We start from the raw sequence: 16994 nt of genomic DNA, 5'->3' as shown, positions 1-16994 counted from the left end.
TCAGGCGCTTTCGGCGCTGATACGGCCCGGCACCTTTCGGGGGTGCCGGGCCGTTGTCGTTCCTCTGACCGTGGTGATGCCCACGGCCAGCAACCAGATCATGGTGAAACCGCCGAGGGTGGCGGTGGTGCCCCAGCCGTTGGCGGCGTAGAAGTTCGCGGGCGTGTTCCCGAAGAACATGGACGGGACGAAGGCCAGGTTGATCAGGCTGAGGGCGAAGGCCGTGGTCGCGGTCCAGCGGGGGAGTAGTCCGGTGCGGCGCACGGCGAAACCGAAGGCGCAGAACATGAGTGCCTCGAGCAAGCGCGAGATGGTGCCGTACAGGATGTAGGTGCCGCTGACCGTGATGGTCGGGTCGATGGGGTCGGGGGCCTGGATGACCGCGCCGACCTCGAGGCCGGTGGAGACCAAAGCCACCGTGAGCCAGATGAGTCCGGCATTGACGGCGATCCCTGCGATCCAATCCGCTTCGGGGAGTGCGCGTTTCACCAGGTAGCCGAAGCCGGTGAAGAAGATGATCAGCGTGGTGATGCCCGCGAGCCCGAAGAGGCTGCGGGTCAGCACATTCCAGTCCGGCGGTGGGCCGTCGTAGATGAAGTACAGCGGTATTTCGATCAGGGTGAGCGCGGCCCCGATGATGGCGGCCGTTCCGGTCACTCTGCGCAGCAGGTCGGTATCCATGCCAGCGATAGTATAAGACTTATACTATAAGGGCTATGCTAATCTCGGCGGCAGACTCGAAGAGGAGGAAGCCCGAGGCATGCCCGAGCCGAAAATGCCCGACGACCTGGCGCGACTGTGGCGACTGCGGACCGGACCCAGGCTGGGGCGACCGGCCGAACTCGATATCGACCGAGTCGTCGACACCGCGGTGCGATTGGCCGACGAGGGTGGGCTGGCCGCCGCGACGCTGCCCAAGATCGCGGCAGCGTTAGCGGTGACGCCGATGTCGCTGTATCGGCACATCGGCTCGAAGGACGAGTTGATCGGGCTGATGGCCGATGCGGCGATGGGACCCGCGCCGGGTGGCTCGTCCACGTCGAAGGTGACCGCGGAGCCGAATACGCACTCCGTGACGGGCGGCACGGTGATGCGGGTGCCCGAATCTGCCTCTCCGGCATGGCGTCCCGCGCTCCGCGCGTGGGCCGTGGCGCAGTCGGAGGTCTTCCGCCGCCGCCCATGGCTGGCGCAGTTACCGGTGACGGGACCGCCGCGCGGGCCGAATGCCCTCGCCTGGATGGATGCCGGATTGCGAGCCCTGCGGGGGACCGGGCTGGACTGGGCCGCCAAGATCGGTGTGATCACGGTGGTCGGCGGGTATGTGCGGCAGGCGTTCACGCTCGATCGGCAGTTGGCCGAGAGTCGTGGAGCGGCGAATGTCGATGAGCGGCAGGCGCTTCGGCGGTACGTGCGCGAGCTGACCGCGGTCGTCGACGCCGACCGCTTTCCCGATGTCACCGCGCTGCTCGGCTCCGGACTCTTCGAATCTGTTCCGGACGCACCCGAATCCGCCGATCAGGACTTCGCGTTCGGCCTGGACCTGGTGCTCGACGGGGTGGCGGCAGCCGTCGAACGCTGAGCGTGCGAGCGGCGTCGCCGCGCGTGTGATGATGGGTGCAGGTGCGAGGAGAGGCTGTTCGATGTCGTTGCGGCACGGTTTGCTGGGATTGCTCGCCGAGGGTCCGGCGAGCGGATACGACCTGGCGCAGCGGTTCCAGGAGGCGCTGGGTCCGGTGTGGCCCGCGCGGCATCCGAAGATCTACGCGGAATTGGCGCGCCTGCTCGACGGCGGTCTGATCGAGTTGGAGAGCGAGGGCGCGCGCGGCCGCAAGTCGTATCGCATTACCGCGACCGGTCTGGCCGAGGTGCGGCGCTGGCTCACCGAGGAGGATGTCGACCACACCCTGCGCGTCGAACCGCTGCTGCGCTCATTCTTCTTCTGGCTCATGGATTCCGAGGATCTGGATCGGCATCTGGAGCAGGAGGAGAAGTTCTTCAGCGATACCGCGGCCATGTACCGCGAGCTGGCGGCGGCCAAGGATCGCGGGGATTTCGGGACCGAACCGCACAATCGCTCCAAGCGGATTTCCATCGAGGCCGGTATCCGGCTGTACGACGCGCTGGCCGAATGGGCGGAGTGGGCGCGCGAGGAGAACAAGCGGTAAGCGCTGGTAGTTCGCGGTAATCGATAGGGCGGCAGCCGTTTTCGGCTCATCGTGGTTGAGCTGTTCCCATTGACATGTCCCAAGGGACATGTACTCTGGGGCATGCACCTGGAGGGTGCCATTCAACGATTCGATCCCGAGGATCACCATGGCAACGAATAGTTCCGTTCGTACAGTCCTGATCACTGGAGCCACCGACGGTATCGGCAAAGCGGCCGCGATCACATTGGCCGACAAGGGTTTTCACGTCTATGCCGGGGTGCGTACCGCGACTCCGGAGCTGGACGTCACCGGTATCACCCAAATCCGCGTCGATGTCACCGACCCGGACAGCATTGCCGCAGCCGTCGACGAGGTGGCGAAACGTCAAGTCGGCGCAGGCTTGTACGCGCTGATCAACAATGCCGGAGTCCTGGTACAGGGCCCGGTCGAACTGGTCCCGGCCGCCGAACTGCGCCGTCAATTCCAAGTCAATGTCGGTGGCCCGGTGCAGATGATCCAGGCCTTCCTGCCGCTGCTGCGCGCCGGTGGTGGGCGGATCATCAATATCAGCGCCGCCAGCGCGCGTGTATCGCTGCCGTTCCTCGGGCCGATCGCCGCGAGTAAAGCTGCGCTGGAATCGTTTTCGGACGCGTTGCGAGTCGAGTTGACGCCCTGGGAGATTCCGGTGTCGGTCATCCAGCCCGGTGCGATGCGAACGGAGATCTTCGCCAAGTCCGGCGCTGCGGCGCGGGAAGCGCGAGCGGAGGCGGATCCGCGCACGGTGGCGCTCTATGAACAGCAGCTCATCGCCCTCGACAAGGTGATGGCCGCCCAGCGCTTCGCCCCGGTCGATATCGCGGTGGCCGCGATCGTCAAGGCGGTCGAGTCCCGTGCTCCGAAGCCGTACTACACGGCGGGATCGGATGCGCGCCAAGCTGTTTGGCTGAGCCGTCTCTCCCCGCGGCTGCGGGACCGCCTGATCGCCCGCGCCCTGGGCGTCTCCGGAATCCAAGCCGCCCACTGACCGATCGAAAGAGGAAGCCGAACAATGGATTTGGGACTCTCCGGGCGCACCGCGCTCATCACCGGAGCCTCGGCGGGCATAGGAGCGGCCATGGCCGAGGTCTTCGCAGCCGAAGGCTGCCACCTGCATCTCGCCGCGCGCGGCAAAGAGAAACTCGACGCTATCGCCGACCGTCTGCGCGCCGATCACGGCGTGCGCATCGACACCCATCGCGTCGATCTGCGCGTTCACGCCGATATCGAACGCCTCGCCGAGGTGACCGACGGCCCGCACATCCTGATCAACAACGCGGGTGATATTCCCGCCGGATCCCTTGCGGCCGTGGACGATACCGCCTGGCGGCACGGCTGGGAGCTCAAGGTCTTCGGCTATATCGGACTGACCCGGCTGATCTACGAGCGCATGAAAGAGCGGGGTCGAGGCGTCATCGTCAATGACATCGGCGCGGCGGGGGAGCGCCCCGACTTCGAGTACATAGCCGGCAGCACCGGCAATGCCGCGCTCATGGCCTTCACTCGCGCGCTGGGTGGTCGCAGCTGGCGCGACGGTATTCGAGTGGTCGGCATCAATCCGGGTCCGGTCGCGACCGAACGCATCACGAAACTGATCGACTCGAGTGCTCGATTCCGTGCCATGGCGGCCGATTTTCCCTTCGCCCGCCCGGCGGAGCCGCGCGAAATCGCGTACGCCGCGGCATTTCTCGCCTCGGATCGCTCCGCGTACACCTCGGGAACGATTCTCACCGTGGACGGCGGGCTCAGCGCGGCCTGAACGGCGGTGAGCATGCGCGCCGGTCCCCGGACACGCGGCGGCCCGGCATCCCAACCGATGCCGGGCCGCGCTTTCCCAAGGGGAGCATTAACTCCCGAACGATCCGGTCGGAAGCCACTGCCGCAGCAGCGATCGCAGTGGATCGTGTCCGCGATTCCACTGATCGCGGCTGTCCCACCCATTGCGGTGATCGCGCCAATCGTTGCGGTCCCAGGGATTATTGCGATCCCACGGGTTGGTGCGATCCCACGGGTTGTTCCGGTCCCAGGGATTGTTCCAATCATCGCGGTCGTTGTGGTGCGGCCGGTTGATTTCGGTGACGTCCGGTCCGGCGGTGGTGTCCGCCATGGCCGGAACCGCAACCGTGGCAAGGGGAATCGCGACGATCGCCCCGGCCACGGCCACCCGGGCGATCATCCGTCGTGCGGAATTGTTTCTCGGCGAGCTCATATCGTTCACTGTGCCGAACTCGGGTGCTGAAAAGATATGACTTCAAAGGAGTTCGGTGAGAATTCAGGGTGCGGCTACGCCTCGGGGATGACTTTTCCCCGAGCCGGTCAGTAGTGCGTGCCGCCGTCGATGCGGATTTCGGTGCCGGTGATGAACGCGCCGTCATCGGAGGCCAGCATGGCCACCACGCCCGCAACGGTATCCGGCGACGCGAAGCCCTGGCCGATGCCCGGTGCCAGCTTCATGAACAGGCTCAGATCTGCGTCGGCGGGCAGGCCCGGGCCGCGACCGTCGGTCATATCGCTCGAAATCGAGCCCGGCGCGACGGCGACCACGCGCAGGCCCTGCTTGCTGTATTCGGCGGCGAGCGCGTGCGTCATGGACATGATGCCGCCCTTGGACGCCGCGTACGCGGACATGTAAGGATGCGCGAAGAAGGCCGAGGTCGACGTGAAGTTGACGATGACGCCCTTATCCGAGGCGAGCAGCGCGGGCAGCGCCTCGCGAATCATCAGGAAGGTGCCGGTCAAATTCACGGTGATGATCTTGGTGAAATCGGCCAGCGGCATTTCGTGGGTATGCGCGGACCGCAGGATTCCGGCGGCATTGATCAGCGCGTCCAGCCCGCCCAGATTCTCCAGCGCGGTGGCGACACCCGCCCGCACCGAATCCTCATTGCCGATATCGACGGTGACGGTGCTGAGCCGGTCGGCATTGCCCTGCTCGGCGGCCTGCTTGACGGTCTCTGCGAGCCCGGCCTCGTTGACATCGGCCGCGACGACCCGCCCGCCCTCATTGAGCACGCGATGCACGGTGGCCCGGCCGATACCCGAGCCCGCGCCGGTGATGAGTACTCGGCGATCGGTGAAACGCTCCATTGCGAACTTCTCCTCTAACGTCTCGATCCCCCGTAGTTGACACGCTACGCCTATGTGGCATGTCGTGCCAGAACGGCATCCGGAGACTAGGATGTGAACCATCCGACCGAAGGACACCCCATGCCCGTAGCCGAGCAGCGCCCCACCCTGGCCGAGCGCCGCAAGGCCGAAACGCGCCTGGATATCGCCCGCATCGCCGCGCGCCTGTTCGCCGAACACGGCACCGCCGAGGTCACCGCCGATCGCATCGCCGCCGAGGCGGGCATCGGCCTGCGCACGTTCTACCGCTACGCGCGCACCAAGGAAGACGCGGTCGAGCCCATGCTCACCACCGGCGCGCAACGCTGGATCGAGGCGATCTCGACCGGCCCGCACCGTCTGCCGACCCTGGATGAACTCGAAGTCGCCGCGGTGCAGGCGGTGACCGTCGAAGTGGGGGAGGACTTCGAGCTCACCCGCGGCCTGCTGCGCGCCATGGAGACCGATCCGGCGCTGCGCGCGGTCTGGCATCGCATCAATATGGAGGGTGAGCGCGAATTACGCTGTGCCCTGGCTGAATTGGCCGGGCCGGACGCGGATCCGGTGCGACTGCGCCTGCTCGCCGCCGCCGCTGCCGGAGCGATTCGAATCGCGTTGGAGCAGTGGGCGATTGCCGATGGAACCGGGAGCGTCGGTGCGTCGGCAGCGGCCGGGGAATCGACCCCCGCTGCATTGGTGGTCCGCTGCATTCGCGCATTGGGCGCGGGCCTGTAGCGCTCGGGCACCGGTCTTCGTTCGCCGACCCGCTCGGCGTTTCGTCCCCATTCCTCGCATTCGCGCCCGCTAAGGTACGCCGAGCGACCTTCTGGCTACCTACCATGCGTGCCGACCCGCGGAGGAATCAGTTGCATCGAATCTGTAGTCGTATCAGTCTTTCCGTAGCAGCGGCGGTAGCCCTGCTCATCACCGCGGGCACCGCCTCCGCCGAACCCGAGCAACTTCCGGTCAACTATTCGGTGGCGCAGTGGTTCATCGACGCCAACACCGCCAAGGCACCCTTCACCCCGCCGGGCGGCAACGACTGGACCTGCGTCCCCACCGCCGCCCACCCCGAACCGGTGGTCCTGGTGCACGGCATCGCGGGCAACGGCGCGGGCTGGCCCGCCATGTCCCCCCTGCTGCACAACAACGGTTACTGCGTCTACTCCGTCACCTACGGCATCTACCCCGGCCAGGGCGGCCTCATCGCGGGCGCGGGCGGCCTCGAGCCGATTCCCCAGTCCAGCAAGGAATTACGCGACTTCGTCAACCAGGTCCTACAGCAGACCGGCGCTCAGAAGGTCAACCTCCTCACCTGGTCCGAAGGCACCCTGGTAGCCGCCAACTACCTCCTCTTCGACGGCGGCAACGAGGTGGTCGACCAATCCTTCAACCTGGTCCCCATCTGGGCGGGCACCCACGCCGCCGACCCCATCGTCAACGCCGCCTACGGTCTCAACGTGGCCCCCGAAGTCTTCGCCGCCCTGCGCCCCATCTGCCAGGGCTGCGTCGACATGCTCCCCGTCTCCGACTTCATCCACAACCTGCAAGCCGCGGGCGTCTACGCCCCGAACGTCCACTACACCAACCTGGTAACCCGAGCCGACACCGAAGTCGTCCCGTACACCAGCGGCGTCCGCGAGGCCCCCAACGCCACCAATATCGTCCTCCAGGACGTCTGCCCCGTGAATTTCGCAGGCCACAACAGCGTTTCGGTCGACCCCACGGTCGCCGCCCTCATGCTCAACACCTTCGGCACTCAAACCGAAGTCCCCTGCGCCCCGTCCCCGTCGCCCTACATCTGAATCATGTGAGCTCGGCTATTCGACGCCGAATTGGCATATCCGGGCGGTGATCTGGCACGTAACGCCGTGATGTTGCGGACAGATCATTCGCTATAGTCCTCCGGTTATCGTCGTTCGTGCAGGGGTGGGTCATGGCGGAAGAGTGGAAGTTCGATGTTCCCGTTGCGGGAACCAAGACCCTTCCGCCGGACCCGCGCTATATGGAAGCCCTCACCAGCCAGGGCTACGGCTTCGAGGCCGCCATCGCCGACCTCGTCGACAACTCCATCGACGCCGGCGCCAAAGACGTTGTGGTGCACTTCCTTCGAGACGACGACCGCCTGGTCAGCCTGCTCATCATCGATGACGGCCGCGGTATGACCGACGAGGAACTCGATGTCGCCATGACGGTCGGTGGCCGTCGCGACTACCGCGCGGGTTCCCTCGGCATGTTCGGCACCGGCCTGAAATCGGCATCGTTGAGTCATGCCGCCGCGGTCACCGTGGTGAGCCGCACCCGGACGAGTCGTCCCTCCGGCCGCCGCTGGGTCATGGAACGCGCCAAGACCGGATTCCAGTGCGACATAGTCGAACCCGGGTATGCGCAGACCCTCATCGACCGCTATCACGGCAATCCGATCACCTGGCAGGGCACGGTCATTCGCTGGGACGGGGTGAAGGATTTCCCCCGCAACGGCGGTCCCGAACAGACCGAACGCTATCTCTCGCGCACGATCAACGCGCTCGGCATGCACCTCGGCTTGCAGCTGCATCGCTACCTGGCCCGTGGCGATTTCAACATCACCATCGCGGTCGAGGATATCGCCACCGGCACCGTCGTCATGGATTTCGGTGTCCTGCCACTGGATCCGTTCGGCTACCCCGTCACCGGCGATCCGGAATACCCGCGCGTCTTCACCGCCGAACTGCCCGCGGTGGGCACGGTGCAACTGAATGCTCACATCTGGCCGCCGCGGTCCTCCCTGCCCGAATTCCGCGCCATCGGCTCACTCCAGAACACCCAGGGCTTCTATCTGTACCGCAATGACAGGCTGGTGCAGGCGGGCGGCTGGAACAACTTCCGGCAGCCGGAACAGCAACTGGTCCTGGCCCGCGTCGCGGTGGAATTGCCCGAGCAGACCGGAGACACCTTCCGCCTCACCGTGAAAAAGGACGGCGTAGAGGTATCTCCCGATTTCATCACGGCCCTGGATACGGCCGTCGACGAATCCGGCCTCGCCTTCCCCGAATACCTCGCCGCCGCCGACCGCCGCTACCGCGACGCCCGCCGCCGCGCCGGCGTCGAACGCAAACCGGTAATCCCACCCGGCACCGGCATAGCACCCGCTGTCCGAGAAGCGATTTCGGAAGAACTCCCCTACCTGATCGGCGAAGACCCCATCACCGTCCGCTGGCAAGTCCTCGACGGCGACACCTTCTTCGACATAGACCGCGAAGAACGCACCATCCTCCTGAACCTCCGCTACCGCTCCGCCATCCTCGCCGGCCGCCGCGGCAGCCTCGACGACATCCCGATAATCAAATCCCTGCTCTACCTGATGCTCAACGAGGTCTTCCAACGCGAACGCTCCGGCGTCCGCGAACGCGACAATCTCGCACTGTGGCAATCGATCCTGGTCGCGGCGGCGCGGGCGGAGCAGGCCGGTCAAGATGATGGGGAATAGCTTGATGGACATCGACCTTCGAATCGCCCTGCATGCCGCGGTGCTGGCCGATATGGCAGGAAGCAAGCCGAAACGCCTGGTGCGCGCCATGCAGTACCAGGCGGAAGATCTACCCGGATCTGCAGGCTTCGCAGCAGAAGAGGACTTCCGTCAGGAACTCCTCACCACCGCTTCGGGTGGTCAATTGATCGATATGTGGCGAAAGCAACTGCGCGCCTGGGATTTCGCGCTGACTCCGCAATGGTCGACCGCCGACCCGTGCACCGACGACCGTCGCATCGACATCTACCGCGAATTGGATCTGGATCCCTCCACCTGCAAACTACTCGAGGCCATGTCGCCGGTCATCAAAGCCTCGATGCCGGTCGTGATCAGCGACGACTTCGTCCCCTGGTACACCACCCATCTGGGCCGCGAATGGTACTGGCCGATGTACACCGAACTTCTCGCACGCAAGGGATGGCCGGACCAAGCGATCACGACTTTGGATATGGCCACCGAAAGTGTGGTGGAAAGACTTTCCGATCCCACCAGACCGGAGGCATATCAGTCGAAGGGGTTGGTGGTGGGCTACGTCCAATCCGGCAAGACTGCCAACTTCACCGGTGTCATAGCCCGCGCGATGGATGCCGGATATCGGCTCGTCATTGTGCTCGGAGGGACACTGAACCTGCTTCGCGACCAGACACAGCGTCGCCTCGACATGGAGTTGGTCGGCCGCGAGAATGTGCTGCGCGGTGCGAGCGAATTCGAATCCGACTATGCCGACGACCCGGAGTGGATCCAGCGCAAGTTCGTCGAGTTCGGCACTGCGCCTTCGATATTGGGCGGCTTCGACATTCACCGCCTCACCACACGCTATGACGATTACAAGAGCCTGTTGCAAGGCATCGTCGCTCTGGAGTTCGAGAAGCAGGAGCCGGCGCTCCCGCTGTACGACCCGGTGAACCTGCACCGGGCGGCCGCCCGCCTGATGGTGGTGAAGAAGAACAAGGCCGTCCTCACCAAGCTCGTCAAGGACCTGAACAAGATCCGCACGCCCCTCGCCGAAATCCCGGTCCTGATCATCGACGACGAGTCCGACGAAGCATCGGTCAATACCTCGCGTCCCAAGCCGGACACGGAACGAACGGCCATCAACGAGAAGATCTCTCAGCTGCTCACGATGTTGCCGCGAGCCCAGTACGTCGGTTATACGGCGACCCCATACGCCAACGTCTTCGTCGATCCGAGCGACAGCGCCGACATCTTCCCGAAGGACTTCATCATCTCGCTCGCCCGCCCCGAGGGCTACATGGGTGCGAGCGACTTCCACGATTTCGATCCCGAGGATCCGGACGTGGAACGATCTTTGAGCAACTCCAACGAGCTTGCCCATGTGCGTGACGTGGTCGTCGCGGATGAGGATGACACCGTGCCGCTGGAGCGGGCCGTTGACATGTTCGTCCTCACCGCCGCGGTCAAGCTCTATCGCCAGGACCGAGATGGGCTCGGCGAGGGTTACTTCCGGCACCACACCATGCTCATTCATGAATCCAACTGGGTGGAGTCACACCGCGAACTTCTCGGCCGAATCACGAAAATCTGGTGGGAGGCAGGCTATTCCAGCTCCCGCGGCCACCAGCGTCTTCGTGCTCTCTTCGAATCCGACATAGCCCCGGTGTCCGGTGTTCGTGCTGATGGGTACTCGGTCCCCACCACGTACGAAGATCTGATGCCCTACGTGGGTCCCGCCGTGATGAACATCGGTGCCGATCAAAAGCCGATCATTGTCGTGAATGGTGACAAGGATCTGGAGACGGGCGACGCCGATTTCGACCGCCGTTCGATCTGGAAGATCCTGATCGGCGGTCAAAAGCTGTCCCGCGGCTTCACAGTCGAGGGCCTGACGGTCACCTACTTCCGCCGACGTTCCACCAACGCCTCCTCGCTCATGCAGATGGGTCGCTGGTTCGGCTTCCGCAAAGGCTACCGAGATCTTGTTCGCCTCTACATCGGTCGCGAAGAGACGCACGGCAAGCAGGACATCGACCTGTACAAGGCATTCGAAGCGGTGTGCATGGACGAGGAGAGCTTCCGCCAAGAGCTGGAGCAATACGCGGTCATGATCGACGGCGTACCCCAACTGACCCCGGCCCAGGTGCCCCCCTTGGTCTCCCAGCACCTCCCGACCCTCATGCCGACCAGCCCGAACAAGATGTACAACGCCCGCCTGGTGGAAATCCAGTCCGCCGGACGATGGGAAGAGCCAACCGCCTACCCGACATCGAAGCCCGACCTGCGCCACAACACCCGACTGTGGCTTCCTGTACTCGAGTCACTATCCGTCGAAAGCACGAGACTGACTTACGATTTCGGCAATTCCGTAGGCGTCCATGCCTTCTCGGCCTTCACAGGCATTCTGGAGGCTGCCGAAGCGCTGGAAATGTTCGAAGCGCTACGTTGGTGTGCGCCAAGCCAATTCGAACCCCACCTGACCTACCTGCAACAGATCTCCGACCGTTCGATGGTCGACGACTGGGTCGTGCTGGCGCCCCAACACAACAAGTCCGGTAGGCGTGCCCGAATCGGCACCTCCGAACGCCAGTACTCGTACTTCGACCGAGACCGCCGTCGCGGCCCGCTATTCGGTGCCATCAGCGACCCGAAACACCGTGGTGTCGCATACCGGATCGCTGACGCTCTAGCAGACTCTGGCGACCCCAACGTCGAACGCTTGGCAGCAGGCCGTCGTGGCGTAATCGTGCTCTACCCCATAGTCGAACCCGCTCACCGTGACGAAGCAGCTTCCGGCACAGTCGATTCAGGGCACGTTGTCTCGGCCTTCGCCTTCATCGCTCCCGCCTCCGCCCGCCCCAACGGAGACCGCGTCCTACGGTTCACGACCAGGGATTCGTCGAAGGACACGGCGATCATCGACACTGGCGATCATTCGTGATCGTCGCTGCGGTCGGGGGGTGAAACGTTAACAGTCACGTTCCCTCGCGGCCTGTAACACATCCCTGATTGAGATACCGACCGCCTTGGCTACCGGCGGTGGGAATGCATTTCCCACCTGCCTGTATTGCGCCGTTTTCCCTCCTGCGAACTCCCAATCGCTGGGGAATCCCTGCAGGATGGCGGCTTGCCGCACCGTGAGCATCGGGCCATCCGGACGGAAGAGGTCTCGATCTTCAGTGCGCTTCGTGGCAGGGATTTCGGGGTCGTTCGCGATACCCATCGGGTCAACCCCGAACCGTCTCCACGCCGCCTTGGCCCGGCTGGGCCCAAGATCTGCGCCACCATGCTTCTTCGATCCACCTACCAGCGTGGGCGCAATTCCGCCGTCGGGCTCGGTACTGCGCTGGTGACACACCTTCAGCCATCGATCGAAAGCGGAGCGGGCCGTCGGTGCGTGAGCGCCTGCAAGGTACGGTGAAAATCGCTTGTACATCGACGATTCGAGGGCTTCCGCGACACTGATCGGCTGCGCGTGTGTGGCGGTGGGCAGTACATAGTCGAAGCCTTGGATCACGTCTTCGCGGAATGCTACGAGGATTGCGCGAGGACGTAACTGTGGCACTCCGAAGTCGCTGGCCTCCAGAACATTCCAAGCACAAACCTGGTATCCCAGGCCCTTGTCCTGCACGATCTGGCCGTCGTCGCCGAAGAGCATGCCGCCCTCCAGCTTTACCGTGATCCAGTCGCGATAGGTCGAGAACTTCGGATCCATGATCCCGCGGACGTTCTCGATCATCACTGCTCGTGGCCGGAGAATCTCGATCAGTTCGAGCATGCGGGGGAACAGATCTCGCTCATCGTCCTTGCCGAGTTGCTTGCCCGCCTGCGAGAACGGTGGGCAGGGCACGCCCCCGGCTAGCAGATCGAGTTCGCCGGGTGCGAGCCTTCGATCGGTTCGTACCAGGTCATGGAAGGGGTCGAACGTCTTGACGTCGATCTGGAGGATTTCACTCTTCGACCCTGTCCAAACATCGTGCTGTCGGATGTTCAGCTCGAGTGTCTCGACTGCGAATGGGTCGATCTCAACCAGGGCCAGATGATCGAAGCCGGCCTGGTGCAGGCCAATCGCCTGACCACCAGCGCCAGCACAGATCTCTATCGACGTGAAGCCCTGCCGACTGTGCGACTTGGTTTGCTCAGATTCCAACGTCACGATCAAGCCCCTCACGCGGATGCTCGCTAGGTGCGAGCGGTCCGCACGACAGTAGCGAGACATACCGACAAAGTCGGCGAACGGGATTCGTCGGGTGAGGCTGTGATCGCAGGCACTTTCGGACTTGGCGATCGGGCAACGTTCCGGCTGACTAGGATCTGATCACATGCCCTTCGACCCCGTGGACGACGACCTCTCCTTCGACGCCGTGGCTCCCTCGGAAGTCGAGATGATCGACCTCTTCGCGGGCCCTGGCGGGTTGGACGTCGCAGCGAGGTGGCTCGGTATCCCGGCTGTCGGCATCGAGTTCGACGCGGACGCGTGCATGACCCGCGTCGCGGCCGAGCTCGGCACGCGCAAGGCCGATGTTCGTCTCCCTGGACTCCTGGATGAATTTCCCAATGCGACCATTCTCGCCGGAGGCCCGCCCTGCCAGACATATTCGGTCGCGGGCGCGGGCGCCGGTCGGAAGGCATTGACACAGGTGCTCGGGTTCGTTGAGCGAATCGCAAACGGCGAGGATGTCACCGAGGAGCTCGAGAAATTGGACGACGTTCGGACGGGGCTGGTTCTGCAACCACTGCTTTGGACGCTCGCCGCTTTGAATCTGGGAAGGCCTTTCGAGACAATAGTTTTGGAGCAGGTGCCGACGGTGAAGCCGGTATGGGACGCCTATAAGAGAGTATTGCTCAAGCATGGCTACGACGCTGTAGTAGATCTGGTACACACCGAACAATTCGGCGTACCGCAGACTCGCCGTCGAGCAATACTAATTGCTTGCAGGAACCGGGACGCGCAATTTCCGCGGCAAACCCACCGCCCGTACTACAAGAGTCGGACCCGCTCCGAGGGTGACACAAAATGGCTGGAGTGGAACACCATGGGAGAGGCGCTCGCGCGACCGGAATGGGCAAAGGATCTCGATCTTCCCGATCGCCCGTTGACGTTCGAAGTCGTCTCCAATTATGGGACCGGCGGTAACCCCAAGCTGCGTGGCCGCCGCAAATCGACCGAGCCATCCGCGACTATTACAGGAAAGGTGCGCCGCAACAAGATCGTCGTCGGCAAGGATGAGCTCGAACGGTTGTATCCACAAGAAGCCGGGAGATTGCAGACGTTCCCGCTCGACTACCCCTGGTCGGGTAGTGATCAGTACCAGCAGGTTGGAAATGCTATTCCGCCACGGGTAGGTGCCCACATCTTGGCCGCTGCCGTGTTCAGTAAGAAGCCCAACGAAGCTGCTCTCAGCCAAGCCGTCGGGGACTCTTGGGAACGCACAAAAGGCGGTGAGGGTCGACTGCGATCGACGCTCGAAGTAATGCCGCAGCGGGCTGACGTCGTCGAGCTCGGGCACCAGAGTGAGCTGTTCACAGTCAATCTGGACGAGGTATTGGCATAACCGATATGACGGATCGTGCCAATAACGGGGAATTGTCATCGCGGTGCTCGCGATCTCCGTGATCGTCGGCCTGTTTGTCTAGGCTTTCCTCGGGTGTATCGAACAAACCGAGATCTAGGAGTGCCGTGGCGGACCCCGTCGAAGACCAGTACAACGTGTTCAAGATGCTGCTGGACAGGACGACACCCGAGGGCGCGGTCAAGCAGCTTGCTGTGCTTGGCGTGGACCAGCGCGTGGTCCAGGCGATTCGGGACAGGCATGAGCAGAAGATGATCGAGATCCGTGAAATGGAGGAACCGCGCTCGGTCGTCCTCGGCAATCGGTACACCTGGTACACCGGTCCACAGTCCGGCGACAAGAATTGGCCCAACCTCGAGAAGATCCTGACTGGCGACGGTTGGTCCGATACCGCGATTAAGAAGCTCGACGAGTCGTCGACTCGGATCGTCTCACTGCTCAACCATCCCCGTGAGAAGAAGTTCTCCACGCGGGGGCTGGTTGTCGGCTACGTCCAGTCGGGAAAGACAACGAGCTTCACAGCGGTGACGGCTAAGGCCGCGGACCGTGGATACAAGCTCTTCATCGTGCTCGCCGGGATCCACAACGGGCTGCGCCGTCAGACCCAAGCTCGCCTGATCAAGCAACTGGTCGAACCGAATCCAACCGGATGGTCACAGATCACCGGGTTGGATCGTGACTTCACACCGACGGCCAACCCGGCGAGCTACTTCGGCAAGAACAACAAGACCCATGTGCTCTGTGTGGTGAAGAAGAACGCTCCGGTGCTGCGCAAGCTGGTCGGATGGCTGCGTGACGCCTCGGATTACCTGGGGGACACGCCGGCGATCATCATTGATGACGAGGCAGATCAGGCGACCGTCGCGACAACGAGGATCAACCCCTTGATACGGGAGATCCTCGACTGCCTGCCGAAGTCGGCCTACGTGGGATATACCGCGTCTCCATTTGCGAATCTGCTCATAGATCCCTCATCGGAAGATCTCTACCCGAAGGACTTCATCGTCAATCTACCGCAGCCACAGGGGCATTTCGGGACAGAGGTGTTGTTCGGGCGGTATGCGCTGGATGGTGAAGATCCCGAGGACGTCGACGACGGCTTCGACATGATTCGCATCATTCCCGAGGAGGATGTCCCGCTCGTTCGGCCGAAGACGCGAGCCGAGGCCGAGGGATTTCTACCGGAATTGACTGATTCGTTGCGTCGGTCCGTGCTGTACTTCTGGCTCGGGACCGCGGCTCGGCGAGTACGTGGAACGGGAAATCCCCACTCCACCATGCTGATTCACACCAGTGTGCGAACCTCTGTACACAACAGCTTCCGTGCACCGTTGGAGGGGCTCCGCGAGAAGATCAAGCATCGACTCGATGATACGGAGATCCTATCGCAGCTGCGTACGATCTGGGACGAGGAAACCGCGCGAGTGGCCGCGGCGGACTTCGGTGAGACCAAGGTTGCTTTTGATGAGCTGTTGGCGAAACTACCTGGGGTTCTTCATGATTGCCGCGTGATCATGGATAACTCAGGCAGTACTGAGCGGCTCGATTATGAAAACGGTCCTGTGGTTGCTGTCGCGGTAGGTGGTAATACCCTCTCCAGGGGTCTGACCCTTGAAGGGCTGATGGTCAGCTACTTCGTCCGTGCGGTCACCGTGTACGACACGCTCCTGCAGATGGGTCGATGGTTCGGGTACCGCAACGGGTATGCCGATCTACCCCGTATCTGGATGACCGAGGAGTTGTCGGATTGGTTCCGGCATCTGGCTACGGTTGAAGCCGAGATGCGACGTGACATAGACGTGTATCTGACCGAGGACGAAGATCCGATGACCTTCGCGGTCCGGATTCGGACTCATCCCGCGTTGAAGGTAACCGCCGCGGCGAAGATGGAGGATGCGGTCACGGCGGCAGCAGGCTACGGCGGCAAGCGGATTCAGACACGTTACTTCCGTACCGACTCCGAATGGCTCCTGGAGAATCAGAGGGCTGCGGGTGCACTGGTCTCGGAAGCATTACAGGTCGGCGTGCCGGTCGAGAAGCAGCCGGAGAAGGGGCTTTACGTCTTTCGTGGTGTGCCGAGCGATCTCGTACTTGAGTTCCTGAGGACGTATCGGTTCCACGAGACTTCCCACGAGGCTGACGCCGATTTGATGTCTCGCTACATCGAAAAGCGCATTCGCAACGCCGGTGCGCTGCGGCGATGGAACTTGGCCATCATCGGCAATGCCGTCGGGACTCCTGACAAGAGCTACGAGTTCGCCGACGGCATCGCGGTCAAGCGGGTGATTCGTTCCCGGATGAAGACTACCGAGTCCGGATTCGCATATATCAAGACCTTGATGAGTCGTAAAGATGCGGCAATCGACCTGGCAGGCAACATTTCATCGCTCACGGAGAAGGAGATCACCAAGGAGCGGCGGCTACAGTTCCCCGATACAGGTCTGCTGGTTCTGTACCCGATCGATAAGGTGTCGGAGCCGAGTATCGATAGAACGACGCGTGTTTCGTTGAATGCTGACGAGCATGTGATAGGAGTGGGCCTTGTCTTTCCTGAGCCCACCGGTGACGACAGCACCGTGCCATGGGAAGCGCACTATGTTTCCGCGGACCTGTCCGGCGTGGAGCCGGAAGAGGTCGACTATAGCGTCCTCGACGCAGAGGACTGAC

Annotated in this window: 14 protein-coding genes; 10 read left to right on the top strand and 4 right to left on the bottom strand. The window is 63.1% G+C overall.

What is annotated here, in order from left to right:
• Positions 1–681 (bottom strand): hypothetical protein, encoded by a 681-nt coding sequence (locus ACFVUS_RS13400; RefSeq protein WP_387764712.1) that lies wholly within the window; start codon positions 679–681, stop codon positions 1–3.
• 79 nt (positions 682–760) lie between these two features.
• On the opposite strand from ACFVUS_RS13400, the gene ACFVUS_RS13395 reads away from it, so the two are divergent.
• The 4 genes from ACFVUS_RS13395 (at position 761) to ACFVUS_RS13380 (ending at position 3942) form a co-directional block, all read left to right on the top strand.
• Positions 761–1579 (top strand): TetR/AcrR family transcriptional regulator, encoded by an 819-nt coding sequence (locus tag ACFVUS_RS13395; RefSeq protein ID WP_387764710.1) that lies wholly within the window; start codon positions 761–763, stop codon positions 1577–1579.
• Between the two features lie 61 nt (positions 1580–1640).
• Positions 1641–2165 carry a PadR family transcriptional regulator gene (locus ACFVUS_RS13390; RefSeq protein ID WP_387764708.1) on the top strand — a complete coding sequence of 175 codons (525 nt, stop codon included), beginning with the start codon at positions 1641–1643 and terminating at the stop codon, positions 2163–2165.
• Positions 2166–2313: 148 nt separating this feature from the next.
• On the top strand, positions 2314–3171 hold the full coding sequence (locus ACFVUS_RS13385; protein WP_387764706.1) for an SDR family oxidoreductase: 858 nt from the start codon (positions 2314–2316) through the stop codon (positions 3169–3171).
• Positions 3172–3195: 24 nt separating this feature from the next.
• The gene (locus tag ACFVUS_RS13380; protein ID WP_387764704.1) at positions 3196–3942 is read left to right on the top strand and encodes a short-chain dehydrogenase/reductase; all 747 of its coding nucleotides are present in this window, start codon (positions 3196–3198) and stop codon (positions 3940–3942) included.
• An 87-nt stretch (positions 3943–4029) separates the two neighbouring features.
• Here ACFVUS_RS13380 and ACFVUS_RS13375 read toward each other — a convergent pair whose 3' ends face one another.
• The gene (locus ACFVUS_RS13375) at positions 4030–4392 is read right to left on the bottom strand and encodes a hypothetical protein (protein WP_387764702.1); all 363 of its coding nucleotides are present in this window, start codon (positions 4390–4392) and stop codon (positions 4030–4032) included.
• Between the two features lie 107 nt (positions 4393–4499).
• The gene (locus tag ACFVUS_RS13370; RefSeq protein WP_387764699.1) at positions 4500–5270 is read right to left on the bottom strand and encodes an SDR family NAD(P)-dependent oxidoreductase; all 771 of its coding nucleotides are present in this window, start codon (positions 5268–5270) and stop codon (positions 4500–4502) included.
• Positions 5271–5390: 120 nt separating this feature from the next.
• On the opposite strand from ACFVUS_RS13370, the gene ACFVUS_RS13365 reads away from it, so the two are divergent.
• The 4 genes from ACFVUS_RS13365 (at position 5391) to ACFVUS_RS13350 (ending at position 11695) form a co-directional block, all read left to right on the top strand.
• Complete coding sequence (locus ACFVUS_RS13365) at positions 5391–6023, top strand: TetR/AcrR family transcriptional regulator (RefSeq protein WP_387764697.1); 633 nt, start codon at positions 5391–5393, stop codon at positions 6021–6023.
• Positions 6024–6154: 131 nt separating this feature from the next.
• Complete coding sequence (locus ACFVUS_RS13360) at positions 6155–7093, top strand: lipase family alpha/beta hydrolase (RefSeq protein ID WP_387764695.1); 939 nt, start codon at positions 6155–6157, stop codon at positions 7091–7093.
• Positions 7094–7224: 131 nt separating this feature from the next.
• Positions 7225–8757, top strand: a complete 1533-nt coding sequence (locus ACFVUS_RS13355) for an ATP-binding protein (protein ID WP_387764693.1) — start codon at positions 7225–7227, stop codon at positions 8755–8757.
• A 4-nt stretch (positions 8758–8761) separates the two neighbouring features.
• Complete coding sequence (locus tag ACFVUS_RS13350; protein ID WP_387764691.1) at positions 8762–11695, top strand: Z1 domain-containing protein; 2934 nt, start codon at positions 8762–8764, stop codon at positions 11693–11695.
• 27 nt (positions 11696–11722) lie between these two features.
• On the opposite strand, the gene ACFVUS_RS13345 is transcribed toward ACFVUS_RS13350, so the two are convergent.
• On the bottom strand, positions 11723–12910 hold the full coding sequence (locus tag ACFVUS_RS13345) for a DNA cytosine methyltransferase (protein WP_387764689.1): 1188 nt from the start codon (positions 12908–12910) through the stop codon (positions 11723–11725).
• A 166-nt stretch (positions 12911–13076) separates the two neighbouring features.
• Here ACFVUS_RS13345 and ACFVUS_RS13340 point away from each other — a divergent pair, with 166 nt between their 5' ends.
• Together ACFVUS_RS13340 and ACFVUS_RS13335 are read left to right on the top strand one after the other, a co-directional pair.
• Positions 13077–14309, top strand: a complete 1233-nt coding sequence (locus ACFVUS_RS13340; protein WP_387764687.1) for a DNA cytosine methyltransferase — start codon at positions 13077–13079, stop codon at positions 14307–14309.
• A 125-nt stretch (positions 14310–14434) separates the two neighbouring features.
• Positions 14435–16993, top strand: coding sequence for a Z1 domain-containing protein (locus tag ACFVUS_RS13335; protein ID WP_387764685.1), 2559 nt, complete (start codon positions 14435–14437; stop codon positions 16991–16993).
• Position 16994: the final 1 nt, after the last annotated feature.

The sequence above is a fragment of the Nocardia sp. NPDC058058 genome (genome assembly GCF_042885355.1).
In the GTDB taxonomy this organism is placed as follows: domain Bacteria; phylum Actinomycetota; class Actinomycetes; order Mycobacteriales; family Mycobacteriaceae; genus Nocardia.
The sequence above is the reverse complement of the archived record's forward strand: the minus strand, read 5'-3'. Positions and strand labels throughout refer to the sequence as shown.